This window comes from Kordiimonas sediminis, from assembly GCF_014656395.1.
GTDB classification, from domain to species: domain Bacteria; phylum Pseudomonadota; class Alphaproteobacteria; order Sphingomonadales; family Kordiimonadaceae; genus Kordiimonas_A; species Kordiimonas_A sediminis.
In genome coordinates, this window is the sequence record NZ_BNCI01000001.1 from 1,133,435 (window position 1) to 1,157,176 (window position 23,742).

The 23,742-nt window shown below is 50.3% G+C and carries 25 protein-coding genes and 1 tRNA gene; 15 read left to right on the forward strand and 11 right to left on the reverse strand.

The features are described 5' to 3' along the window. Positions 1-106: 106 nt before the first annotated feature. The 12 genes from dcd to IE181_RS05120 all read left to right on the forward strand — a co-directional run bounded on the left by dcd (position 107) and on the right by IE181_RS05120 (position 8,502). The gene (dcd, locus tag IE181_RS05065) at positions 107-661 is read left to right on the forward strand and encodes a dCTP deaminase (protein ID WP_191250452.1); all 555 of its coding nucleotides are present in this window, start codon (positions 107-109) and stop codon (positions 659-661) included. 149 nt (positions 662-810) lie between these two features. Further along, positions 811-2,091: a UDP-N-acetylglucosamine 1-carboxyvinyltransferase gene (gene murA / locus IE181_RS05070; protein ID WP_191250454.1), complete on the forward strand. Its 1,281-nt coding sequence runs from the start codon at positions 811-813 to the stop codon at positions 2,089-2,091. 134 nt (positions 2,092-2,225) lie between these two features. Beyond that, positions 2,226-2,663: a DUF2948 family protein gene (locus IE181_RS05075; RefSeq protein ID WP_191250456.1), complete on the forward strand. Its 438-nt coding sequence runs from the start codon at positions 2,226-2,228 to the stop codon at positions 2,661-2,663. 12 nt (positions 2,664-2,675) lie between these two features. Continuing rightward, positions 2,676-3,335: an ATP phosphoribosyltransferase gene (hisG, locus tag IE181_RS05080; RefSeq protein WP_191250458.1), complete on the forward strand. Its 660-nt coding sequence runs from the start codon at positions 2,676-2,678 to the stop codon at positions 3,333-3,335. Continuing rightward, positions 3,328-4,629, forward strand: a complete 1,302-nt coding sequence (gene hisD / locus IE181_RS05085) for a histidinol dehydrogenase (RefSeq protein ID WP_191250460.1) — start codon at positions 3,328-3,330, stop codon at positions 4,627-4,629. The genes hisG and hisD overlap by 8 nt, the downstream gene beginning before the upstream one ends. Before the next feature lie 4 nt (positions 4,630-4,633). Further along, positions 4,634-5,131, forward strand: coding sequence for a UPF0262 family protein (locus IE181_RS05090; protein WP_191250462.1), 498 nt, complete (start codon positions 4,634-4,636; stop codon positions 5,129-5,131). After that, positions 5,131-5,571, forward strand: a complete 441-nt coding sequence (locus IE181_RS05095; RefSeq protein ID WP_191250464.1) for an arsenate-mycothiol transferase ArsC — start codon at positions 5,131-5,133, stop codon at positions 5,569-5,571. The genes IE181_RS05090 and IE181_RS05095 overlap by 1 nt, the downstream gene beginning before the upstream one ends. 257 nt (positions 5,572-5,828) lie before the next feature. After that, positions 5,829-6,047 (forward strand): translation initiation factor IF-1, encoded by a 219-nt coding sequence (gene infA / locus IE181_RS05100; RefSeq protein WP_191250466.1) that lies wholly within the window; start codon positions 5,829-5,831, stop codon positions 6,045-6,047. 58 nt (positions 6,048-6,105) lie between these two features. Continuing rightward, positions 6,106-6,684, forward strand: a complete 579-nt coding sequence (locus tag IE181_RS05105) for a Maf family protein (RefSeq protein WP_191250468.1) — start codon at positions 6,106-6,108, stop codon at positions 6,682-6,684. Then, positions 6,681-8,072 (forward strand): ribonuclease E/G, encoded by a 1,392-nt coding sequence (locus IE181_RS05110; RefSeq protein ID WP_191250470.1) that lies wholly within the window; start codon positions 6,681-6,683, stop codon positions 8,070-8,072. Before IE181_RS05105 ends, IE181_RS05110 begins: the two co-directional genes overlap by 4 nt. A gap of 14 nt (positions 8,073-8,086) precedes the next feature. Beyond that, on the forward strand, positions 8,087-8,269 hold the full coding sequence (locus IE181_RS05115; protein ID WP_191250472.1) for a DNA gyrase inhibitor YacG: 183 nt from the start codon (positions 8,087-8,089) through the stop codon (positions 8,267-8,269). Between the two features lie 158 nt (positions 8,270-8,427). After that, a tRNA-Phe gene (locus IE181_RS05120) sits at positions 8,428-8,502 on the forward strand. 93 nt (positions 8,503-8,595) lie between these two features. Here IE181_RS05120 and IE181_RS05125 read toward each other — a convergent pair. After that, positions 8,596-9,588 (reverse strand): winged helix-turn-helix domain-containing protein, encoded by a 993-nt coding sequence (locus IE181_RS05125; protein WP_229819233.1) that lies wholly within the window; start codon positions 9,586-9,588, stop codon positions 8,596-8,598. 138 nt (positions 9,589-9,726) lie between these two features. On the opposite strand from IE181_RS05125, the gene IE181_RS05130 reads away from it, so the two are divergent. Both IE181_RS05130 and IE181_RS05135 read left to right on the forward strand, forming a co-directional pair. Continuing rightward, positions 9,727-10,674, forward strand: a complete 948-nt coding sequence (locus IE181_RS05130; protein WP_191250476.1) for a TolB family protein — start codon at positions 9,727-9,729, stop codon at positions 10,672-10,674. A gap of 47 nt (positions 10,675-10,721) precedes the next feature. Continuing rightward, positions 10,722-10,970 carry a hypothetical protein gene (locus IE181_RS05135; protein WP_191250478.1) on the forward strand — a complete coding sequence of 83 codons (249 nt, stop codon included), beginning with the start codon at positions 10,722-10,724 and terminating at the stop codon, positions 10,968-10,970. Between the two features lie 64 nt (positions 10,971-11,034). Here the strand turns inward: IE181_RS05135 and IE181_RS05140 are convergent, their stop codons facing one another. From IE181_RS05140 to IE181_RS05180, 9 genes are all read right to left on the reverse strand, one after another. Further along, on the reverse strand, positions 11,035-11,547 hold the full coding sequence (locus IE181_RS05140; protein ID WP_191250481.1) for a hypothetical protein: 513 nt from the start codon (positions 11,545-11,547) through the stop codon (positions 11,035-11,037). Between the two features lie 85 nt (positions 11,548-11,632). Beyond that, positions 11,633-12,682 carry a helix-turn-helix domain-containing protein gene (locus IE181_RS05145; RefSeq protein ID WP_191250483.1) on the reverse strand — a complete coding sequence of 350 codons (1,050 nt, stop codon included), beginning with the start codon at positions 12,680-12,682 and terminating at the stop codon, positions 11,633-11,635. A gap of 222 nt (positions 12,683-12,904) precedes the next feature. Continuing rightward, positions 12,905-13,789, reverse strand: a complete 885-nt coding sequence (locus IE181_RS05150; RefSeq protein ID WP_191250485.1) for a hypothetical protein — start codon at positions 13,787-13,789, stop codon at positions 12,905-12,907. A gap of 261 nt (positions 13,790-14,050) precedes the next feature. Further along, a complete protein-coding gene (locus IE181_RS05155; protein WP_229819159.1) occupies positions 14,051-15,742 on the reverse strand; it encodes an amidohydrolase in 1,692 nt (563 codons plus the stop codon). Positions 15,743-15,837: 95 nt separating this feature from the next. Then, complete coding sequence (bla, locus tag IE181_RS05160) at positions 15,838-16,707, reverse strand: class A beta-lactamase (protein WP_191250487.1); 870 nt, start codon at positions 16,705-16,707, stop codon at positions 15,838-15,840. Positions 16,708-16,843: 136 nt separating this feature from the next. Beyond that, entirely contained in the window at positions 16,844-18,136 is a 1,293-nt protein-coding gene (locus tag IE181_RS05165; protein WP_191250489.1) for an alpha/beta hydrolase-fold protein, read from the reverse strand. Between the two features lie 151 nt (positions 18,137-18,287). Then, positions 18,288-19,022, reverse strand: coding sequence for a hypothetical protein (locus IE181_RS05170; protein ID WP_191250491.1), 735 nt, complete (start codon positions 19,020-19,022; stop codon positions 18,288-18,290). A 60-nt stretch (positions 19,023-19,082) separates the two neighbouring features. After that, positions 19,083-20,270, reverse strand: a complete 1,188-nt coding sequence (locus IE181_RS05175; protein ID WP_191250493.1) for a serine hydrolase domain-containing protein — start codon at positions 20,268-20,270, stop codon at positions 19,083-19,085. A 125-nt stretch (positions 20,271-20,395) separates the two neighbouring features. Continuing rightward, complete coding sequence (locus IE181_RS05180; RefSeq protein WP_191250495.1) at positions 20,396-20,599, reverse strand: Lar family restriction alleviation protein; 204 nt, start codon at positions 20,597-20,599, stop codon at positions 20,396-20,398. Positions 20,600-20,777: 178 nt separating this feature from the next. Here IE181_RS05180 and IE181_RS05185 point away from each other — a divergent pair, with 178 nt between their 5' ends. Then, positions 20,778-21,974, forward strand: a complete 1,197-nt coding sequence (locus IE181_RS05185) for a serine hydrolase domain-containing protein (protein ID WP_191250497.1) — start codon at positions 20,778-20,780, stop codon at positions 21,972-21,974. A 50-nt stretch (positions 21,975-22,024) separates the two neighbouring features. On the opposite strand, the gene IE181_RS05190 is transcribed toward IE181_RS05185, so the two are convergent. Continuing rightward, the gene (locus IE181_RS05190; RefSeq protein ID WP_191250500.1) at positions 22,025-23,644 is read right to left on the reverse strand and encodes an N-acyl-D-amino-acid deacylase family protein; all 1,620 of its coding nucleotides are present in this window, start codon (positions 23,642-23,644) and stop codon (positions 22,025-22,027) included. Positions 23,645-23,742: the final 98 nt, after the last annotated feature.

The window sequence follows — 23,742 nt, forward strand, 5'->3', positions numbered from 1 at the left end:
AAAGCAGAATCGTGCGCCGTGCGCCCTAATCTAAACTTGCCGATAAGAGGATATTGGCTTAAAACCGGCTTCATACAGGTAATAAATTTCCAAGGGGAGGGCCCGCATGTCTATCATGTCCGATAAGTGGATACGCACACAGTCACAGGAAAATGGCATGATTGAGCCATTTGTAGACGGTCAGGTGCGCGGGGATAATATTTCCTACGGCTTATCTTCTTATGGCTATGACGCTCGCGTGGCACCAGAGTTCAAGATTTTCACCAACGTAGACAGCGCGATTGTGGACCCGAAAAACTTCTCCACGAAAAGTTTTGTTGATCGGGATACGGATGTCTGCATCATTCCGCCAAACAGCTTCGCGCTTGCCCGCACCGTGGAATATTTCCGAATTCCAGAAGATGTTCTGGTTATCTGCCTTGGTAAATCGACCTACGCACGGTGCGGCATTATAGTGAATGTGACACCACTGGAGCCGGGCTGGGAAGGGCATGTCACGCTTGAATTTTCCAACACAACACCACTGCCTGCGAAGATTTACGCGAATGAAGGGGCTTGTCAGTTCCTGTTCTTCCAGGGCAATGAGCCTTGTGAAACCCCTTATAACAGCCGCAGCGGTAAATATATGGGTCAGACGGGCGTAACCTTGCCGAAAGTATAGACTAAGGCTACGAGCTGAGTGGGCGAAATTTTGGCACGCTGTGGCCCTATTGCAGCCGTTTTCCAGCGGTACCCAATGGGCAGATGGTAAATACGGCGTGCACGGGATTCCCGTATGCACACTGAAAAGTTAAGTGTTAGGACGAATTAATGGAAAAACTGGTCATTCGCGGCGGTAAAAAGCTGTCTGGAACCGTACCTGTCAGTGGTGCAAAAAATGCGGCCTTGCCGCTTATGTGTACACCGCTTTTGACGGCTGATCCGGTGACATTGACCAATCTGCCGCGGCTTGCTGATATCAATACCCTGACCGACCTGTTGAACCATTTGGGGGTGGCAGTCACCATCGAAGGCGGTAAAGGTGGCAGATTGTCGGGCAGGTCCATGACGTTCAATGCAGCCAGCATCAATGACACGGTCGCCCCTTATGATATCGTCCGGAAAATGCGGGCCTCTATTCTGGTGCTTGGGCCACTTGTCGCGCGCGCGGGCGAGGCAATTGTCTCGCTGCCTGGTGGGTGTGCGATCGGTAACCGCCCGATTGATTTCCATCTTCTGGCGCTGGAAGCACTGGGTGCCCGCATTGATCTGGAAGACGGCTATGTCCGGGCCAGTGCGCCAACGGGTTTGACAGGTGGACTTATTAATTTCCCCGTTCCCAGCGTTGGGGCGACGGAAAATGCCTTGATGGCGGCGGTTCTGGCAAAGGGTACGACAACGATTGAAAACGCCGCGCGGGAGCCTGAGATTATCGATCTTGCCAAGTGTCTGAACAGCATGGGGGCAAAGATCACCGGAGCAGGGCACGAAACTATCACCATTGAAGGTGTCGACCGCTTGCACGGAACCACCCACAAGGTCATGCCTGACCGGATTGAGGCAGGCAGTTATGCAGTCGCTGCCCTGATGACAGGCGGGGACGTTATTCTGGAAGGCGCGGAAGCTGCCGACATGCGGGCGATGCTAACGAAGATTACCGAGGCAGGTGGCATTGTTGAAGAAAAGCCAAATGGTGTCCGTGTTGCGGCGAACGGTCCAATCAAGGGGTTCAATATTGTAACTCAGCCTTTCCCCGGTTTTCCAACCGATATGCAGGCGCAGTTTATGGCACTGGCCACCATTGCAGACGGGGCCAGTGTGATCACGGAAGCCATTTTTGAAAACCGCTTTATGCATGTGCCGGAGCTGTGTCGTCTTGGGGCGGATATCACCGTCACTGGATCCAGTGCCACTATTCGCGGTGTTGGCGGCCTGAAATCAGCGCCGGTGATGGCAACTGATCTGCGTGCCAGCATGGGACTTGCGCTGGCCGGGCTGGTGGCAGAAGGGGAGACGTCAGTGAACCGTCTCTACCATCTGGACCGCGGGTATGAACGGCTTGAAGAAAAGCTGCGGGCGCTGGGCGCAGATATTGACAGGGTTCCCGGGTAACACCTTTCGGAACACACGTTGATAGTCAGGTGCGTTTAGGGGGCGGTAGAAAGTCCCTTACAACAACGGGGCTGTACAGGGGGCGTCTGAATGCCTACATATGGTCCTGTTGATTTGGAAATTTTGGATACTGTATGTCAGAGTCGCTAAAACTTACCTTGCAAACACAAGAGGACCTAACTGTTGCATCTGCGCTTCTGCAGGATGCAGCAATTGTGGATACTGATATCATCTGGATACCATCAGAGCGCAGATTCGCCCTTATCGGTAACCGGTTTCGCTGGGAAAAGCGTCGCTGGTTCCGCAAGCCGAAGGGCGAGCGTGTTCGCACTGCCCTGCATCTGGACGGTATATTGGCGGCCAAACTGAAGAATATCGATCTTGGTGAAAAGGGTTCTGGTGATACCTTGTCACTTCTGGCGATTGTGGCGGAAAAACATGGGGAATTAACAGAGATCACCTTTACTTTTTCGGGTGGACCTGCCATCAGACTGCAAGCAGAGTGTGTCGATGGTTTGTTGACAGATATTGGCGATAGCTGGGACGCACTTGGAAAACCGAAACATTCATAGGATCCGTGTCCGATGCAGATGAGTGAGAAACTGGTTCTGGCCTTGCCCAAGGGTCGTATTCTGGGAGAGGTTATGCCGCTGGTGAACAAGGCAGGCATTATCCCCGAAGCAGCGTTTGATGACCCCAAGTCCAGACAGCTCGAATTTAAGACCAATATTGATAACCTGACGATTATTCGTGTGCGGGCGTTTGATGCCGCTACCTTCGTTGCATTCGGGGCCGCGCAAATTGGTGTGGTCGGTAACGATGTATTGCAGGAATTTGGATATGATGACCTGTATGCACCGCTTGATCTGAATATTGGTCATTGTCGTTTGTCGCTGGCGATGCCGGTTGATGCGGATGAGGTGGACCCAAAAGAATGGTCCCACATCAGGGTTGCGACCAAATACCCGAACCTGACCCGCTGCTATTATGCATCGCGCGGGGTACAGGCAGAATGTATCAAGCTGAATGGCGCAATGGAACTGGCGCCGTCCCTCGGGCTGTGTAACCGGATTGTGGATTTGGTGTCCACCGGCAGCACGTTGAAGGCGAATAACCTGAAGGAAGTAGAGGTTCTGACGGATATTACCTCGCGCCTTGTGATCAGTCGTCCTGCATTCAAAACACGGCCGAAAGAAATTAATTATTGGATCGACCGCTTTAAAGAGGCGCTGAAAGATGCCTAGTTTTTTGACCTTTGGGGCTGATGGTTTTGAAGCCGCTTTCACGGCACTGTTGCATGCCAAACGGGAAACTGATCAGGACGTTCGGGAAACAGTTGCAGGCATTATCAGGGATGTAACTGCCCGCGGTGATGAGGCGCTGTATGATTATACGTCAAAGTTCGACAGGTTTGACGCACACGGTGCGGGGCTTGCAATATCTTCCGCCGAAGTGGATGCAGCCTGTGCCGAAGTGGATGCGGACACGGCGGCCGCGCTACAGTTTGCTGCGGACCGGATACAGGCCTTTCACGCACGTCAGACACCGGAAGAGCTGGATTATACAGACGAAGCGGGTGTTCGCCTTGGGCAACGCTGGTCGCCCGTTGACGCGGCCGGACTGTATGTGCCGGGTGGGCTTGCAAGCTATCCGTCCAGCGTATTGATGAATGCTATCCCGGCGAAGGTTGCGGGCGTAGACCGTATCGTGATGACCGTACCAACACCGGACGGTGTGTTAAGCCCGCTTGTCCTGCTCGCTGCCCGTATTGCCGGTGTCACTGAAATATATAGAATTGGTGGCGCACAGGCAGTTGCAGCCCTTGCGTACGGTACAGAGACTATTTGCGGTGTAGACAAGATCGTTGGACCCGGTAATGCATTCGTTGCAGAGGCGAAACGACAGGTCTTTGGTCGTGTTGGTATTGATACCATTGCTGGCCCGTCAGAGATTCTTGTGGTCGCGGATAATAAGAATGATCCCGCCTGGATCGCAGCTGACCTTCTGTCGCAAGCGGAGCATGACACAGCGGCGCAAAGCATATTAATTACAGACTGTCAGGATTTTGCGGATGCTGTGGTCAAGGCGGTTGATGTGCACTTGCAAACTCTGCCCAAGGCCGACATTGCAGGCAAAAGCTGGGCAGATTTCGGTGCGGTTATTGTCGTCCCCACGCTTTTGGATGCTGTATCCCTGATTGACCGGTTGGCACCGGAGCATCTGGAACTGGCGATCGAAGACCCTGAAAGTTTGATGAGCATGATCAAACATGCCGGTGCGGTCTTTATGGGGCGTTATACACCAGAGGCGATTGGCGATTATGTGGCGGGTCCAAACCACGTGTTACCAACCGCGCGGTCAGCACGTTTTTCCAGTGGCCTAAGCGTTTATGACTTTATGAAACGTACCAGTTTCGTTGAGTGTACGGCGCAGTCGCTCGAAAAGATCGGGCCAGCTGCAGTGACTCTTGCGCACAAGGAAAATCTGGATGCTCACGCACTTTCAGTTGCCATTCGACTGAAGGACAGGCAATCATAACTCCATGACGGATTACAGGCTGATAGATGTATCGCTAGACGAATCGACCATTGTGCGCTGGAGCGCCGAGGTTGATCATGAAAGACGTGTCGCTATCTATGACCTGCTGGAGGAAAATAGTTTTCAACTGGTGAAGTCTTCCGATCCGGATTATCCGGGGCCTTATAAGCTGACGCTTGGAACCATTGAAGGCCGTTTGATGTTTGATATCCGGTCGAAAGACGGTGTTGAGCTTATGTCCTTTCGGCTAGCCATGTCCCCATTTCGCCGGATTATTCGCGAATATTTTGCCATTTGCGATAGCTATTATGAAGCGATTAAAACGGCTAGTCCCTCGCAGATCGAAGCCATTGATATGGGTAGGCGGGGTATTCATAATGAAGGTAGCGAACTGCTGGCCGAGCGCCTTGACGGTAAAGTGAAGGTTGATCACCAGACCGCACGCCGGCTGTTTACACTTGTTTGTGTGCTGCATCTTAAAGAAGGTCGGGGGCCAATCTAATGGGGGCGACTGAACCGAAAAAGCTGCGCAGCATTTTATTTGCCTGTAATCAGAATGCAGTCCGAAGCCCGATGGCAGAGGCTTTGGCAACCAGATTTTTCAAGCGCCGGGTTTTTGTTGATAGTGCAGGATTGGTTGCTGGCACCCTGGATGGTTTTTCCGTTGCAGCGATGCAGGAGCTCAATATCGATATCTCTGATCATGAAGCCAAAACGCTGCAGGATATCCGTATTGATGACTTTGACATGATTGTCGCCCTGACGCCCGAGTCGCGGGATAAAATTCAGGAACTGGTCGCTGATAAGGACATTCGGGTTGACTATTGGCTTACGCCTGACCCGGCGGAGGCAGAAGGTAATCGTAATCAGGTTCTGGATAGTTATCGCCTTGTCCGGGATCGGCTTGAATGCCGGATTGCTGACGCTTTTGCCAATACTTAAAGGGGCAAGTCTCGTTTTTCCGTGATGTTTCTCGGCCATTCGTTCCGGTGAAAAATTTAAAATTCGGGGGCGCATCTGCAGTTCAGGCGTTGCCCAATGATCACAGCGACGCCCGGTTTATCGGGTTTTTATGCTATAATATCAGTGAATTCGGCCAAAACTGTTGCATTTTGGCGCCAATAGAGCCATTGATAGGCGCAAAATTTCCCTGCCTTGCAGAGAAGTTTCAAAGGTTGCCATAATTAAAAGGAGCAAGAATGGCAAAGGAAGAAGTATTGGAAATGCGTGGTACGGTAACTGAACTGCTACCAAATGCTATGTTCCGCGTGAAACTGGAAAATGATCATGAGATCCTTGGTCATACTGCAGGAAAAATGCGCAAAAACCGGATTAGAGTTCTGGCAGGCGATGATGTTCTTGTTGAACTGACGCCATATGACCTGACTAAAGGTCGTATCACCTACCGCTTCAAGTAAGCTGCCTGACCGGGTTGCACACCTTGTTTCCTAACATTTGCGACCTGCGGGAGGCCCTATGACGATCCCTCTTATTCTTGCATCTGCATCGCCCCGTCGCCGTGACTTGCTCGCGCAGATTGGTGTTGTGCCGAATGCAATTGATCCCGCGGATATTGATGAAACACCGCGCGCGGGGGAACGCCCCAAAGAGTATGCGGAACGTATCGCGCAGGAAAAGGCTGCGCTTGTCGCCACCCGGCATGCAGGCAGTCTTATCCTGGCCGCAGATACGGTCGTTGCCTGCGGTCACAGAATCCTGCCAAAAGCAGAAGATGAAGCGACAGCCCGGCGCTGTCTTTCTTTGCTGTCTGGTCGCAAACACCGGGTTATCTCTGGCATATCAATTGTTACAAAAGATGGAGTACAGCATACCAAATCTGTCTCCACCAGTGTAACCTTCAAACGGTTAAGCGCGTCTGAGATGAAGCAGTATCTGGCGGACGGTGACTGGCACGGTAAAGCAGGCGGGTATGCAATACAGGGCCCTGCGGCAACATTTGTGCGGTTTCTGTCCGGGTCGTATTCAAGTGTCGTTGGGCTGCCGCTTTTTGAAGTGGGGCACTGGCTTGAGGCACACTGGAGACACACGGCATGACCGATTTTCTAACCGTTATTGAGCCCCGATTTGGAGGATGGCGCGCTGCAGAGATTGACGACGAAGGTTTTCCTGTATCTTTGCAGTTTTTCGATGACCCGCAGTATCATCCTGTGGACGCCCTGTTTGATGCACGTGTAACCGCATTTGATGCGGCGTCTGATCTGGCGTTTCTGGACTTGGGCGGTTTTGACGGGGTGATGAACCTGCAGCGTGCCAAACAAATCGCTGATAAGCGCGTCGACCGTATTCAGGACTGTCTGCAGATTGGTCAGATGATCCGCGTACAGGTAATTGCCGAACCTGCTGCGGCTGAGGGTAAAGCGCTGTCTGTTACGCCGCGGCCCCGGCTTGCGGGACGGTATGTGACGCTGGAACACGGTGCACGTCTGAATTTTTCCAAAGACTTGAAACCCCATGTGATTGGCACGTTGAAAAGCGGCCTCGAGGCTGTCAGTGCGCATCATGCCGTTATTGTGCGGACCCGTGCCAGCCTGGTGGGTGCAGAGGCAGTTGTCAGGGAAGCTGAAACATTTGCGCAAGCACTTGCAGCACCCGCGAAAAGTGCGCCAGGCCTTGTGTATGCGCCGTCCCCGGCTACGGCCTGCCTGATGGCGATGAACACAAGCAGCGCAGATATTCTGATTGACGGTGTGGAAGAAACACTGGCCGCACAGAAGATAGCGCGGACCTCGTATCCTGATCTTGCGGACCGTATTAAAGCGGGCAAGGAAACCGAGGGACTTTTCGAATTTTACGGCGTGACCGAAGCGATTGACGAAGCTCTGTCTGATCGGATTGAACTGCCCTGTGGCGGCTGGATATCCATTACGCCGACCCCCGCGCTGACTGTGGTGGATGTGAATATGGGCGGGGCACTGAAGGGGCGCTCTGCGGCCGAGGCAAAAATCACTGTTAATCTCGAAGCAGCGATGGCAATTGCCTATCATCTCCGGTTTCAGGATATTGGCGGCCTGATTGTGGCTGACTTTATTGATATGTCAGGCAAAGGGGCTGCAGCTGAACTGATGGCAACCCTTGATGATGCTTTGCGGGATGATCCTGTACCGGTACGGCATTCGGGTATCTCTAACTTCGGGCTTGTGGAATTTACGCGCAAGCGCAAGGGCATTAGCCTGCGCGACAGAATGCAGCGTGCACGCAAGCCAGTGGTGAACCCGCGCGAAGAAGCCTTGACCCTGCTTGATCGTGCGCTCCGGGTTGGGCGCAGTGGCCAGCCAGGCACGCTTATTCTGCAGGCACCGGACGCAGTGATATCTGAGCTTGCGCGTTTGGACACCTATGTGGAGGCCCTGAAGACCAAGACCAGTCGGCAGCTCGAGATACAGGCCGGGCAGGGTTCAGACGTTTATCTTAAAACCAACTAATCGGAGACAAGTCAGTGACCGACCACGCGGCCCCCGCAAAATGTCCCCAGTGTGACAAACCAGTTGATCCGAAATACCGTCCGTTTTGCTCAAAACGCTGTGCAGATCTGGATTTGGGTAAATGGTTGAATGAAGAATATGTCCTGCCGGGCAATGCCCCGGTCGAAGGAATTGATCCGGGCGACAGAGAAGCCTGATCAGGGCTTTACCGCTGGATTTACGGGCCCCAAAGTCAGGCTGTGGAATTATTTCACAGATTCTCAAAAAGAGGGCTTGCAAGGACCGCGTATATTGGCTAAAAGCGCGTGCGCACCACGGCACTACCCCGCTTGTTGTGCGATTCTAAGATTGGTGAGCCCGGGTAGCTCAGGGGTAGAGCAGCGGATTGAAAATCCGCGTGTCGGTGGTTCAAATCCGCCCCCGGGCACCATTTAAAAAAGCCTCCATTTTGTGGAGGCTTTTTTGTTTCCCGATTAGAAGTTCAGGGTTGGATCTGTCACTACTCTGTAAAGAGTGCAGCGGGTCAGCTACCTCCCTCAAGAACTCTTTTTAGCTTTATTGCTGCTTCAAAGCTTGGGTCGTGAATCAAAGCCGCCGATACATATTCAAGCGCAAGCGCCTTGTCACGATCCTTCGAGCCGAGCGCTTGGACGAAGAGTGCGTACGCCTGATAATTCTTTGTCGGTCCCTGTTTCAGTCTTTCCGAAGCTTCAGGATCAACCTGGTCAAACAACATGAACGAGATATGCAATGCGATATCTCGTTGAACCTCAAAAACCTCCTCAAATGGGCGGTCATAGGTCTGCCCCCATACTATCTCGCCTGTCTTCCAGTCGGATAGCGATACGACGAGATGCAGTCTGTCTGAGCCTTTGGCAAGCTGACCCCTTAGAACAACATCAACATCTTTATCATTGCTCAGGTCTATCGGACCGATTGCCCGAAGTTTTGGTAGCGACGCAATCTTTGTAGCAAGTTCAAGTGAGAGGCCATCTACAAAACTCTTACTTACAGGTCCAAGTGTATCTGACCGCTCCATTGGCTCAACACGAACAAGCAGACTTTCGGGTCTGTTGACTTCCAATAGCACAATGATTGCCAATACAAGGACTGCAGCAAAAGCTACGCCAAAATACCAAAACCTCTGCAAATAAGAGCCTTGAGCCTGCGAGTGAGCTGGCTGGGCTGGTATGGCAAGACGATATCCCTTGCCTCTGTGGTTAACAATATAACCACTTCCATCCGGTGAGGGACCGAGAGCCTTCCGCAACAACCTGATACGTTGTTTTAAAACGTCTGGGCCGACCACTTGTCCCGGCCAGAGAAGTTCCTCCAACTCAGTTTGAGACAAGACACTTTTTTGGCTGCAACAAAGTGCGTCAAGCAATGCAAACGTAAGATCTGGAAGATCCAACTTCAGTCCCTGCTTAAAAACCTCGCGATTGCCGAGATCGATGCGAAGGTCTAAGACCTTCAGCACTCTACCCCTTGGCGTATCGTTCGTTCCTTCACTCATCTTCACCTGATTTCACCTGACCCGCAAATGTTTGAAGCTATTCTGCTAGCGCAAACATGACTGAACGCGGGAGAATTAATTATGCGCAGTATCCGTATATTCCTCATTTTAATCTGTCTCTTTGAGGGGCGGGCTACAATGGCCACTGTTGGAGAAGGTGACACCAAAGTCAATAGAGATGAAATAGCCCCTCGTTGGTCCGATGATGGGAATTTCATCTATTTTTATAGTTACAGGGATAAAGATCCGGAGCTGGTTCACAAGTTGCCTTCTGTGACGATGCGAATGACCTCAAAGGGAACAGATCGAAAAATATTATCCGACAGAAGCTCCAGAAACTGGTGGCTTGCGCCTGCTGCCTGCACGCCTGAGAACTGTGGAAAAACGAAACTTTACCTTATCTCTGAAAGAGACGCAGGAGAGCCTTTTGGCGGTTCCAACTTATATGAGTTTGATCAAGTAACCGGACAATACACTGCTTTGACTGAAGCAGCTCCAGAACAGGGTGAATGGGTGCTGTTTCCAACCCGCTCAGCAAATGGTCAGCAGTTGAGTTACATACGACGTGCCAGTTTGCGAGATAGAGAAACATCCCATTTGTTTATACTGGATCTATCTTCTGGCGATCACAGGGAAATTCCGCTTCCACATACAGGTATCAAGGAGGCTGTTATTTCGCCGGATGGAACCAGTATATTCTATTCGCCAAATGACCATCAGATTTATCGTTTTGACATGAAGCATCGTGATTTGACCTTGCTTGTCGAGTTTGATGAGAATGAGGGGCAAATTCTCGACGGCCTCTCAGTTAGAAGTGATAGCGGCGCGCTTCTTTTTGCCTATGGACCCGGCAATATTTCCGATACCGAAATCTACATGATGGACCTTGCCAATAGCAATTTGACCCAATTGACCGAAAACCAGGTAGCCGATTTGCGCCCTTCCTGGCACCCAAGCAGCAAGAAAATTATTTTCAACCGTATACCGTCACCTGAGAGGGACTGGAATGATATCATCGTGTATGACTTGGAAAGCGGTGCTGAAAGTAATTTGACGGGAAACGCAAGTAGGGTCAGGCCTCAATAAATCCACCAAATGAGGATGGCGGCGATCTTGATTGCCGCCATAAATGCATGGAAGCACCAAATCTGATTATGTCTGGCCTGTCCACGCGCGTGGTTGTCGAAGGACACCTACTGGTGTTTCAGGTCTACAAGATTGAAACAGAACCCAAGGGGTCTCTGGAAGTTGTCGGTGAGAATAACACACCGACAGCATGGGATGACCTATTCGACACAGACAGAGCGGTGAAGGAAGAAACGGAAAGAACGACCAGGGAAGAAAGCCTCCATTTTGTGGAGGCTTTTTTGTTTCCCGATTAGAAGTTCAGGGTTGGATCTGTCACTACTCTATAAAGAGTGCAGCGGGTCAGTTAAACGTCGCCTGTTAGTTACTGGCGGCACTAAACCAGTTTTCGAATTGCTCCGACACATCTGCACTATAGAAAAGGAATTCGGGTATATCCGCACGAAGAGCCGTTCTATGATTGGTGAAGGCTGTGAAAGCGCCGTTTACTTCGAAAGAAGGTGTACCATAACTGGTTATCATCTTCTGTCTTAAGGCAGGTAATTCACTCTCGTTGACCAGTATCCAAACCAAAACCAATTTATCATCACGGTAGACAAATTCGGCAAGCCGTTTTGCGCCAGCCATCTCAAAGCCTTCGCAGTCCAGTTGCATTTGCCTGGTTATCGTTCCTGGAATTTCCGCAGGTATAATTTCCCGCACACTGATATTGTCGCAGTAGGTGGCCAGTGATTTTCGGCTTTCCGATAGGTCTTGTCCAAAATGAATTATCTCAGGCTTTGCGATATCTGCGTCATCCTGCGTATATCCGGCGCTCGTAGTTATAAGAGCAATGATCAAGGCCATGGTAGATTTCATGCGTGTTACTAACATCTTTTATCCTGTTTTTGATTTTCTACTGCAGAAAAGATGTCAGCACTTGCAACGCATAGCGTCCAAAAAACAGAATTTAGACGTTTTACTGGTTTTGTGCTGAGCGCCACTGAGTGGGCGTGACCCCGGTTTCATCCTTGAACGCCTTGTTAAAACTGGATTTAGCACTAAAACCAGCATCAAAACTGATACGTAAAAAGTTAGCCTTAGTGCCAGCTTTCTCAGCATCAAGAATCAGCTTTTTGGCTTTTTCTATACGCAGCCGTTGTACGTGTTTGGGAAAACGATCGCCACTAACCGCCTTCAATTGTCTGGACAGTTGTCGTTCATCCATGCCGACGTGGTCTGCAAAGTCCTTCAAGCGCAGATCCGGCTGCAAATAAAGATTGTCTTCAGCAAGGCGGACAATTGCGTTCTCTATTCGCTTGATGTCCTCAGAATTGACCTCCGTCGGCGTAGCTTCAAAGGTCGATGCGATACTTTCTTCCCCCGGATATAATCCGTTAAATCGTTTGTTGAATTGAAAGGTAAACAAAGCAAGCCAGTTAATAAGCAGAAGTACCCCTAGCATGGTAATTGCAAACCAGAAATCAGTACGCATCACGCCGAAAATGTCATGCGCCAGCGTTCGGGTAATGTCATACAGGGTTAGAATCCCAAGAAAACCGCAGAGCCATTTCAGTCCTGTTAAACGGCCGGATAGTGCATCACTTAATGTTCGGTCGATAACCCGGTCATAAGTCTGCACATAGCGATAAATCAATATGCCATAAATCAGCAACGATACTAAGGATAACGCCCCGAGCACTGACGGATTTATTGTTATCAAAATCGTAGCGAAAAAAGGGACAAAATGTAACCAAACATCCGGCCTCAGTGTTTTGGCTTCTTGTGTCAATTCTTTAATGAACAGATAGAAAAGCGGACCATACAAAAAAACAAAGGATGATGTGATGTCAGTAAATGGCCCGAGGTGGTCTGTATCGACCATTATGTTGAAAGACATGTGCAGGAAGAATGTAAACATCAGGGCGGAAAAGGCAAAAAGCCTCTCCGACAGGGCAAGTCCTCCAAAAAGGGCCGCCTGAGCAGCCATAATCAATTGAATAATGTTGATTAGCGATAGGATAATCATCGCACCAGCTTATCTTTGGATAATCAGAGCGGCAAGTCATGAAATCAATTGGGTATCAACTGAAAAGCCGTGTGGCGGTAGTTCAAATCCGTTCATAGGCATCGTTTAGAAAGCCACCACAAAATGGAGGCTTCCTTGGGATTGCTTTGAGAATCTCACCGGTCTGTGCTGTGATCGGTGTAGGACTTAAAATGTATGTTTGGTGTCTGACATGACGGCTGATCAGAGGACACCATATCTCTGCAGTATCCGTGTGTGTTCAGGTGAAAACGTCATAATTTCAAGGATGCGACTTTTCTCTTCAGGGGTGAAGAAGGCATCTCCTCTTCCACTGGTGCCCTTGTTAAACCTTAAGTCCTTTTTGTTGGCCATGGTTTTTTGTAGCGCACTGTCTATATCCTGGATTGAATAGGTGTTTGCTGGATCAACGTGTCGAGCAAACTTTGACAATAATATTTCAGGGTCATTGGAGAGCTCTTCAAAGGAGGTCCAAAGGGGCGGAATTTTCCCTGCCTCACGACATGCTTCGGTATAGTTCAACCAGTATGCATAAAACCGTGCGTACCAAATAGGCGCAATATTTACGAGAGACCAACGCCGTCTATCTTCGGTCATGTCACGATAATATTCAGAGCTGTGAGAAAGAAAGTCCACGCCCAGTTGGTCAGCTTCCTTAGTAACCATGTCATTGTAGCTTACGAGCGTATCAAGAATGTTACGCGTATTGACAATGGTTGCGAGTTTAAACACTTCAATAATCTCAATGTTTGGTTTGTTTGCGTGCATATGACAGTGAGCAATCAGCGCTTTTGGCGTGGGGTCAATCGTCACATGATGATGTAGGAAGGTCGGAAAATATAAATCTCTGGCCTGGTCCGTTGATGCATAGGAACCCCGACTTAGATATGCATAATAATTTTTAGAGAGTAATTCAATAAGAGCGGTACGCAGGAATGTCCCACCTACTTTTGGTGGGAATGCCAGAATTGCACCAATATTGGGGGATTGAAAGTTTTGAATTTGATTTTTAACGACGGGATTAATGCCCCCTTCGGGATCAGGCATTGTTTGGAGGATTTTATATAAAAGTTCGTAGGGACTACTCATGGCGATCTCTGAATTTGTATAATAACAATTTTAAGTTTCTGTTATCGTATAAGAATCAGATTTAAGTTGAAAGAGCTATATTGAATATATAGCGGACTACCAAAGTAAGTAGGCTTCAATAGGCCGGTTTGATAATATTTCTCGCAGTCGTGATCGGGTTTAAGCGGTTTCGTCGCGCAACTGTTCCATGTCAGCCAGAATTTCTTCTAGGTGCTTTACGAACTATTCCCCCGTACGTTTTAAGGCACTTATTGGTTCACGCTAGGCTTCAAATACTGTTCGCCCGTTCATGATGGTGCGTATTATCTGAATGTCCTGCAGGGCATCGGGGTCCACAGAAAATGGGTTGTCAGACAGCAGGACAATATCAGCCAGTTTGCCTGCACGAAGTGATCCTTTTTTATTTTCATCAAACGATGCGTAGGCCCCGTTGCGTGTGCAAATGGTCATGGCTTCCATCATGGAAACCCGTTGTGACGGTCCCCACACATTGCCTTGCAGGTCTTTTCGGGTGACAAGGCTTTGCAGCGCCATAAGTGGCTCATAGGGCCCTGGTGTGAAGTCAGATGCCGGGGCAACAGGAATACCTGCATCCAGCATGGACTTGTGGGCAAACATCCACTCCATTTTCTCGGGACCGTATTCGTGCCATTTTTCGCCGTGGTAGTGGGCGTAGGTATAAAAGGGTGTGGGGATAACCCCCAAGTCTTTCATGCGTTTCAAAATGGATGGATTAACCAGCGAACAGTGTTCAATCCGCAAGCGCGTATTTCGCCCTGTGTTGCCGCGCAATAGTTTCTCGTAGCTGTCCAGCACCATATCAATGGTTACATCGCCGTTTGCATGCACACCGACCCTGAAGCCTGCTTCGTATGCTCCGGATACGGCGTCGTCCAATGCGTCTGCTGTCATCGTCAGGATACCGTAGTCATCAGGCCGGTCCTTGTAGGGCGTGCTCATGCGCATGGTGCGTTCTGATGCAGATCCGTCTGCGGCAAATTTCACGGCCCCGACCTTTAGCATATCATCGCCAAATCCGGATAGTATGCCTGCCCGTTTGAACAGTTCATAACAGGATGCATCTTCTCCCTGCCACGCAGATGAGGACGGCATAAAGTCAATCCTACAGGACAGGGTTTCATCACGGTGGCAGTCACTGTATGCCAGCCAGCTAGGCATGGTGCCAAAGGCATCTGTTGTTGATGTCAGGCCGGTTGCGGCCATTCTTCTGGTGATCAGTTCGGCATTCCGGGCCAGGGTTTCACGGTCTATTTTGGGCCAAACGCCGACTTGCTCAAAAACATCCAGCGCCAGCTCTGCAACCTTGCCTGTAAACTGCCCATTGTCGCGATAGAACTTACCGCCGTCAGGGTCCGGTGTGTCTATAGTCAGTTTGGCTATTTCAAAGCCTTTGCTGTTGATAACTGCCGTGTGCCCCCCACGGTGACGGACAAAAATGGGATGATCGCGGCTGACTTTGTCAAGATCGGTACGCAGCAGCGGGCGTCCTTCGACAAATTTTGTATCATCATACATATGACCAAGTACCCAGTGACCAGCCGGTGTGTTGGCAGCGCGTTTGCGCAGGCTTTCTATGACTTCATCAATTGTCCGGAAATTAACATCAGTGCTGATGGCCTCGTTTGCCATCATCGGGTGGCTGTGGGCATCGATAAACCCAGGCACAATTGTCAGCCCCCGTGCATCTATCCGCTGCGTTGCTGGGCCTGCAAGCGGATCAATCTCCGCCGCGGTGCCCACCGCTAATATGCGTCCGTTCTTTATTGCCAGCGCTTCGGTTGCGGCTGTGTCTGATTCCATGGTGATAAACGTGCCGCCGGTTATGATGGTGTCGGCACTGCCGAAAGCGCTTGCAGCGCGCGCAGTGCCGCCAAACGCTGATGCGCCGTAGAGTGCCGCTGATGTGGCCAGAAATTCTCGTCTTGATGTCACCTTATTGCTCCCCCTGAAACTTAAGAACCCAGAGTGTACCGTCAAACGGGGAAGGTGTCGAGCAACCACCCTCTACTGTGGGCAGCAAGGATCGTTTATGGCAATTGGGGGAGGTCTTTGAAAAGGACGCGCCCAATCTCTGCAATGATGTGGTTGCGGTCGCTAATCGGTAGATCATTTTCCGTCAGGTAAATTGCAATAAAGATCGGTTTTCTTTCAGGGGGATAAACAAGTGCGGTAATAGACCGGGACCCATAGCCACCAGCCCCCGTTCTATCGGCAATCCGCCATCCCGTTGGCATGACTGACCTTAGTAACGGACCAGCTACCTGATTATCCATCATCCAGTCCAGAAGCTGCTGTTTCGAGCCGTCAGAGAGAACAGTACCTGTCAAAATCTTGTGGAGCGTAGAGACCATGGCCAAGGGAGTTGTTGTATCCCTTGTATCACCTGGCTTGCCTTCATTCATGGATGTTTCGTATCTGTCCAGCCGGGTGATAGTGTCGCCAATAGTGCGTAAAAAGCGGGTCAGACCTTCTGGACCACCTAGTTTTTCCAGAATCAGATTAGCGGCTGTATTGTCACTTAGGGTCATTGCGGCGTGACACGTATCCGAAACAGATATTGATCCGGAACTGACAAGAGGCTCCAGGGCAGGGGAGTATGTGACGATATCTGCCCCGGTGAAGGTTAGAAGGTCATCTCTGCCGATTTCGCCCTGATCAATTTGTTGGAGAACAGCTGCGCAGGCAAGTGTTTTGAACGTACTATTCAGCGGAAAACGGACATCACCATTATAGTGTCTGCTGGTGTTGGTTTCCGTGTCATATACTGCAAGACCGATCCGGGTCGCATAGCTGGTCTCAAAGTGTTTAACGGCGGTAATAACCGGGTCGTCCTGACCGGCAGCGTGCGCTGCCAAACCCAGTATCAACACAAAGCTGCAAACAAAATTCCTGACCATTCTTGTCCCTATGTCACCGTGGGCGGACGCAGTGTGTGTCCTGTGTTGCCTATAGTCGGACCACTTGGCCGGTATATTCCCCGCTCCAGTGACCAGCAGCCTGTGTGACATTCAATCAAGGCAGAAGTGAGGTCGCCTAGTTATGCGTGTGCTGCATGTGATTGTTATAGTGTTCTTTCACCAAATCCAGCCGGGAGTGGTTTTGTGCCTCTGCTAACTGCACGGCTTTTTCAAAGCTCAATTCTGCCTCCTGATGAAGAGCGGAGGCTTGCTGTGCGGTTGCCAGTCGGAACCATGCCCGAACAGACGCAGGGAAATGTTTTGTGGTTGTACTTAATAGTGAGATTGCCTCAGTATGTAGTCCCTTGCTTGACAGGAAAGACCCGTAGCTGACATAGCGGTTTTCGTTCTGGTATGCAGCCAGCAAGGCGGGTGTGAAGATGTCTTGTTCGTTCAGGATTTCCTGCATCATGGTAGGGTCGTCATCCTCCATGGCAATCCGAAACAGCCACCACAATGTTTCAAAGTCGATGGCGGGGTCGGTACCGTACCGTGCCGCCCGCTGGCGGTAAAAGTCCTGCACATATGCCATACTGCCCAGCATGCGGTATTCTGCGGCTGTATCAGGGCGCAAAGGGGCATAGCCCTTGTGGGCATGGGCAAGGCCGGCCGCAAATAGGGCAAAGGGGGACCGTATATGATCTGCCTTGTAGGTGCTGCCCTTGATCAGATAGCTGTCTGTGCTAAGGCCCGGTATCGGTGTTTCAGACAGGACGTCCAGCAAGGTGTTGACCCCGTCATTGACGGTGCGTTCATGTTCTGAAACGCCGAAGAAAAGATATTTGGGACCTGTTTCGGTGCTATGCGCAAAATCAATGGTGTGTGCATTGATGGGAAAAGGGCTTGCTGCAATATAATTATCGAACAGCTCAGCATGGTGCGCCAGCGTGTATAAGGTGAATGCCCCACCGTATTCCCATCCCAGGAGGGTGCGGTCTGCTGTTGTTCTGTAGTGACGGTCCACGAACGGGATTGCTTCCCTCTTCAGAAATTCAACAAGGCGGGCCGCCCGTTCGCCGCCGGGTTGCAGTTCGTCGAACCGGTCAGGGTTCTCCATGGATAATCCGATAACGATGGATGCCGGCATTTGATGCTGTTCTGCCATACGTTCAACCAGATTGTGTGTGAAAGGAAAGTACCATTGACCTTCCAGAAGAAACACCACGGGATAAGATTTGTCTGTTTTGCCGTATTCTTCCGGCACTGAAATCAGGATCTCGATCTTTCGGTCAAGAACTTCTGACTTTAGCAAATGTCCACCACCAAGCGATAACAATCGGTGTCGTTCACTTTGGCTTGCATGGGAAGAATATGCCAGAAAGATGATAGAAGCACAAAGTGCCAGAAAGGGTCGAATCTGTCGCTGCATGGTAGTTTCCTTGATCTGGGAAGGGGAACAGGAAATGTCACTAATATTTGAACTGAAGTGTACAGATCGGTACACCTTTTGGCAAGGCTGTATTTTGCACTTCACGAAACTGTGAAGATGACCCGGGTGGTGAGAAGTTTTGATCTTGATGTCAGGAGTTGGATGGTGGGCAGGTACGTTGATCAAGGGCGCATTTTACCAGATCAAGTGCCTTCTGGTTCGTCTCAGCCTGTTGTTTGCGTATGGTGGCGGCGCGGTTCTGGCGGCTTGCTTCAAAGAGTAGTTTTTGAATAAATTGTGTATCCCCAACAACGGCCCTTAAATTTGGTACGAGGAAAACTTCCCCGGTTTCGTCCTGCATAACGGTAAGAAATTTACCATTACCAGAGGTCCAGTCACCTGCACTGCTCCGGATATAGCTGAATTGACCGTCTGCCTGTTCTTTCATTGTTGCGACTGTTTGCAGGGCTTCACGTACCGACTGATCACTGATCAGGGAAAGCCTGCCGGTGGATACAAGCTCTTCCCAGGCACCCATGCGAACATCAGCGGTGGGGTAAGCGCCCCACGGCGCCAGTCGTTTGGATTGTTCGGCCAGATTGGCTTCTGATACACTATCGTCAATCAGTACAGTCGCGAGTGCATTTATATTTTTGTGGATGTGGGCGTGAAACTCGGCAGACTCTTCAAGTGATTCCGCATTATGTCGAAGATCACCGGATAGCCGCTCGAGATATGCAATTTCCAGTGCCGCGTCTTTGCGGGTGTCATTCCAGTCTGTGACCTGCATCCCAAGAAATATACCGGTGATGACGACAAGAACGTCCAGTCCCACGGCGAACCAGTTCTGGTCCTTCACGTGCTCAATAAAACGGCGTAAGATCACAGGCTGTCTCCCTCCCTGATGTGGGAGGGATAGTATCACAGATTTATCCCGTTTACCCTGCTATTGTTTGCTGTCCTGCTCTGGTGTAGTGCTCGTGCGAAGGCTTGGGATATAGGTTTGCAGTACTGCATCTTCTATCTCCTGTGTCTGAGCGCGGTAGCGATTGACAAACACAAGGGTCATCAGTCCTTCGTCGGGGAAACGGCGGAAACGCGTGATAAAACCCGCAACCTGACCAGTATGCCACTGCGTTTTAAGCCCTTTATAAGGCTCCAGCGACCATCCCATGGCATAAGTCCATGAATTTGTACCGGTTGGAACGTCGGCGACCGTCCACATCAGTTCCTTGGATTTTTCTGACAGGACTTCATCACCATAAAGCGCTGCGTCCCACTTGGCCAGGTCAGCCGCGGAAGACAATAGTCCCCCGGCGGCGAGTGTGGACGATGTCTCCGTAGGGCGACGGTTGATTAACTGATCAACTTTATTAACCCAGTAGCCGCTTGCCCGGTGCGGGATGATTGCTTCTGGATCGGCCATGCGAGTCTGGTTCATTCCGAGGGGTTTGAAAATGCGGTCTTCAAGCACCTGCCCCAGGGGCTTTCCTTCAATACGTTCGACAATCATGCTGATCAGAAAATAGCCGGTGTTGCTGTAATACCAACCTTCACCCGGTTGAAAGTCCATTGGCCGGGAATGGGCAATCTTGATGATTTCTTCTGGAGTTAGACGAAAGCCGTACACATCATAACTTCGGATTTCTTCATAGTCCGGGATGCCGGATGTGTGGGTCATCAGCTGGTAGGGTGTAATGCCCAGCCATTCGCTAGGCACGAAAGGCAAATACTTTTGAATTGGGTCATGCAGGCCCAGCTTGCCTTCTTCCATCAGCATTAAGGCGGCGACAACAATAAACTGTTTGCTGACGGAGCCAATTTCAAAAACATTATCCTTCGATACAGGTACATTCAGTTCCACATTCGCCATGCCGTAGGTGCGCAGATCAATCATCTTGCCGCGCGACGCAACGGCTACCAACGCGCCGGGGATTGTGTGTTTAGCCAACAAGGATTCAACTGTTTCATCCAGCTTTTGCAGGTCTTCGGCTGAAGGTGTTGGAATGTCCTGATCAGCAAGTGCCTGCGGGGCAGCAAATAGTGCCAGTTGGCCAAGAAGAAGACTGCATACCCAGAATGACTTGTAACCGTAAGATAAAAATGACCTAAGGTTGCCCTGAAAAGCTTTCATGATATTCCCCCATAACATCGCTCGCAGCATGTCCTTGTGCAGTGATTAATAAGTAAAGCATTACTATATCGTTTTGGCGAGATAATGAAACTACTAAGTGTACCCAAAATCCTGAATACTTTCAGTTAGTTGGCGGGTACACTCGTTCGTTTGTTCCAAATAGCAGCGGCCTCCTCACGGGTTGTGGCAGGTGCAGTGCTGGCACCACATTTGTCTTCATCCAGGCACTCGGCCCACCAAATACGCAGGTCCGGATCGCCGTCTAAGTTGGAGACAAGCTGGCAGGTGCTACCACAAAAGGGGCAAGGCAGGCATACGGGAGTTGTCATGGATATATCCTTCGTTTGCTGAAATTCCACTTGGTAGGACGGTCTGCAGCCCCGAGACCGTAAATTTTTTGATGTTTTGTGCGTTCTCTGAGGATTTCAGGGACTAAATGCGCCTGAATGTGGTTGCATTTGTCAGACCATACGCTGATGTTTAGAGAAACAGAAAGAAAGGGTGGGTATGTTAGGGTTTGCAAAATATAACAGGTTTGGTGTCGCTTTACGCATGGGGGTGTCAGCCGGGATGTTGATACTGTCCTCCCAAGTCGTGGCTGATCAGGCGACGGAATACCCTGCCGCGTTCAGTAAGGCTGTGGACAAGATATTTGCCCCTTTTGACCGCACTGATGCACCGGGGTGTGCCGTGGGTGTTATGAAAGATGGCGAGTTCCTGCATAAGGGAGCATACGGGATGGCCAGTCTGGAACTGGGCGTGCCGCTGACACCGGATTCAGTATTTCGTATTGCATCTGTTTCTAAGCAGTTTACTGCTGCGGCCGTTCTTCTGCTGGCTGATGATGGTGTCATTGATCTTGACGAGGACATCAGGCGTTATCTGCCAGACTTGCCCGACTATGCCCATACAGTAACCGTTCGGTCAATGTTAGGGCATACAAGCGGCATGAGCCGCTATGACCATATATCAGGGTCGTACGAAGGTGAAAAGCAGCCAAGTGCTGTTGATTTGCGGTCGCCGCTTGGACGTCCGTTTCGTTTGGGAAATGAAGACTATTTAACCAACGATGAATTTTATGATGTGGTGAAAAAGCTTGGTCTGATCCATGAGCCGGACACCAGGTTTGAATATAATAATGTTGCCTATTTTCTATTGTCCAAACTGGTTGAAAAAGTCTCTGGGAAAACTCTGCGTACGTTCGCGGATGAACGGATATTCGGTCCTTTGGGCATGTCTGAGACTTTTTACAGTGATGATGCCGTGGAGATTATCAAGAACCGTGCACAAGGGTATAAGCCAAAAGAAGGCGGTGGGTATATCAATGATATGACCAATCTATTTGTCGTCGGTGACGGGGGTGTGCACACAAGCATCAATGATTTCATCAAGTGGGACAGAAATTTTATAGACCCAAAACTGGGCAAAGACCCGGCCGCCTTCAAAGCCTTGATGAACACCCCGACCAGTCAGCATAAAGCACGGGGTGCACTGTATGCTTATGGCCAGTTCAGAATTGAAACGGATAGTAACGTTCGTTACGAACACAGTGGGGGCTGGCTTGGCTTTACCAGCTATTATCGCAGGATTGAGGACGAAGGCTTTTCCCTGGTAACACTGTGCAATAATGCCCAGCAAGAGGGGCTATATGAAGCGATTGATGCGGTGGTAGATCTATACTTCTCTGATAAACCCGCCGGATAAAAAAGGGGCACACTGTGCCCCTTCGTATGTTCCCCAGTGACGCTGGCGGCTTAGTATGTTTCGCCGCCACGCAGGATCGCAACACCGGACAGCGCGCCTGTTGGTGCACCATCTTTCAACAGGAAGTCACCGTTCACAAGAACATGGACTGTACCCTCTGATAATTCTTTCGGTGCTTCGTAGGTGGCTTTTACCTTGATTTTATCGCGGTCAAAGACGGCAATATCAGCCGCCTGACCAACTTTCAGATAGCCACGGTTCTCAAGGCCCAGGAAATCAGCAGCCAGTCCGGACATGGAGCGCACGGCAAAGGCCATGGAAATCATGTTGTCTTCAATCACATATTCATACAGTTTCTTGGTAAAGGCACCATACGTGCGTGGATGTGCTGATGCCTGATCAGGGTGTGGTGGGCGGCCATCCGTGCAGGTCATCATCCAGGATTGTTTGGCCAGATACCGGGTGTTGTTATCGTCATATAGTTCAAGATTCATCACAGCGGTTTTCTTTTCGCGGATGAGCTGTCTGACAGCTTCCTGCACACTTAGCCCCATGTTTTGAGCGGCAATATCCAGTGTCAGGCCGTTAATGTCAGGAGAAGGGTCAACAAGCTTAATTTTCGATGCGCCGCCACGAATGGCCAGCATTTCCATTGTTTGAACATCAAGCTGTTTGATAATTTCAGGGTCTTCGAAGCGTTTCATGATCGCATCGTAACCGCCAGCAGCAGCCCAGCGGGGCAGGGCATAAGCACTTAGCGAGCTGCGGGTTGCATTGTAGACATGCTGTGCGCCAGCCACATCAACACCGCGTGCCCGGGCTTCATTAATCAGGGCTGCTCCTTCGTTTGCACGGCCGTAATTCTGGATGCCCTGTGCATTAAAGTGCGAGAAAATGACCCGTGTTCCAGAACGCTCGCCAATCTCGATCCCTTCCTTGATAGAAGCCAGATACCCTATGCCTTTGTAGGCGGCGCCTAAATCACGGTCATGGGTATCATAGATGCCTCCGTATGGTGCAGCGACTGACGCCAGCGCAACAACCTCGTCGGTGCTGGAATAAGAGCCAGGAACGTAGAAAAGACCACTAGACAGGCCAAAAGCTCCTTCGTCCATGCCGGTTTTGACCAGACTTTTCATCTGTTTCAGTTCGGTATCAGTCGGTGCACGATCAGCATCGCCCATAACTGTACGCCTAATGGTGTTATGACCAACATAGGAAAAGAGATTGGGGCCGAAACCGGTTTTTTTCAGGCTGTCATACCGTTTTTTGATGTGCGGTGTGCCAAACCCATCCAAACCCAACGACGTTGTCGTGATACCCTGATAGATATAGGGCAAGCCTTCGCGGGCATAGTCTTCTTCTGGCGTGTTATGGGAGTGCATGTCGATGAAACCAGGCGTTACCATCAGCCCGGTAGCGTCGATAGTCGTTGTCGCATCGAAGCTTTTATCGCTTGCGGTACCAATATAGACGATTGTCCCATCCTTGATGGCGATATTGGCTGTATAGGGCTTGCCGCCGGTGCCGTCGTACAAAAGGCCCCCGGTTATGACTGTATCTACTTTCTCTGTGGATGGAGCAGTTCCCTGACCAGTGTCACATGCCGCAAGTGCAAGGCAGGCCATACCCAGAAAACCGACTTTCTTTACAAAATGTATCCCCCACATAGAAAAACTCTCCTTTAAACCCTGAAAATAACGTAGATATACGGTACCACCGTCAACAATAGAGCCGGTGAATATTGTCTTCAAATTGATTGTTTTAA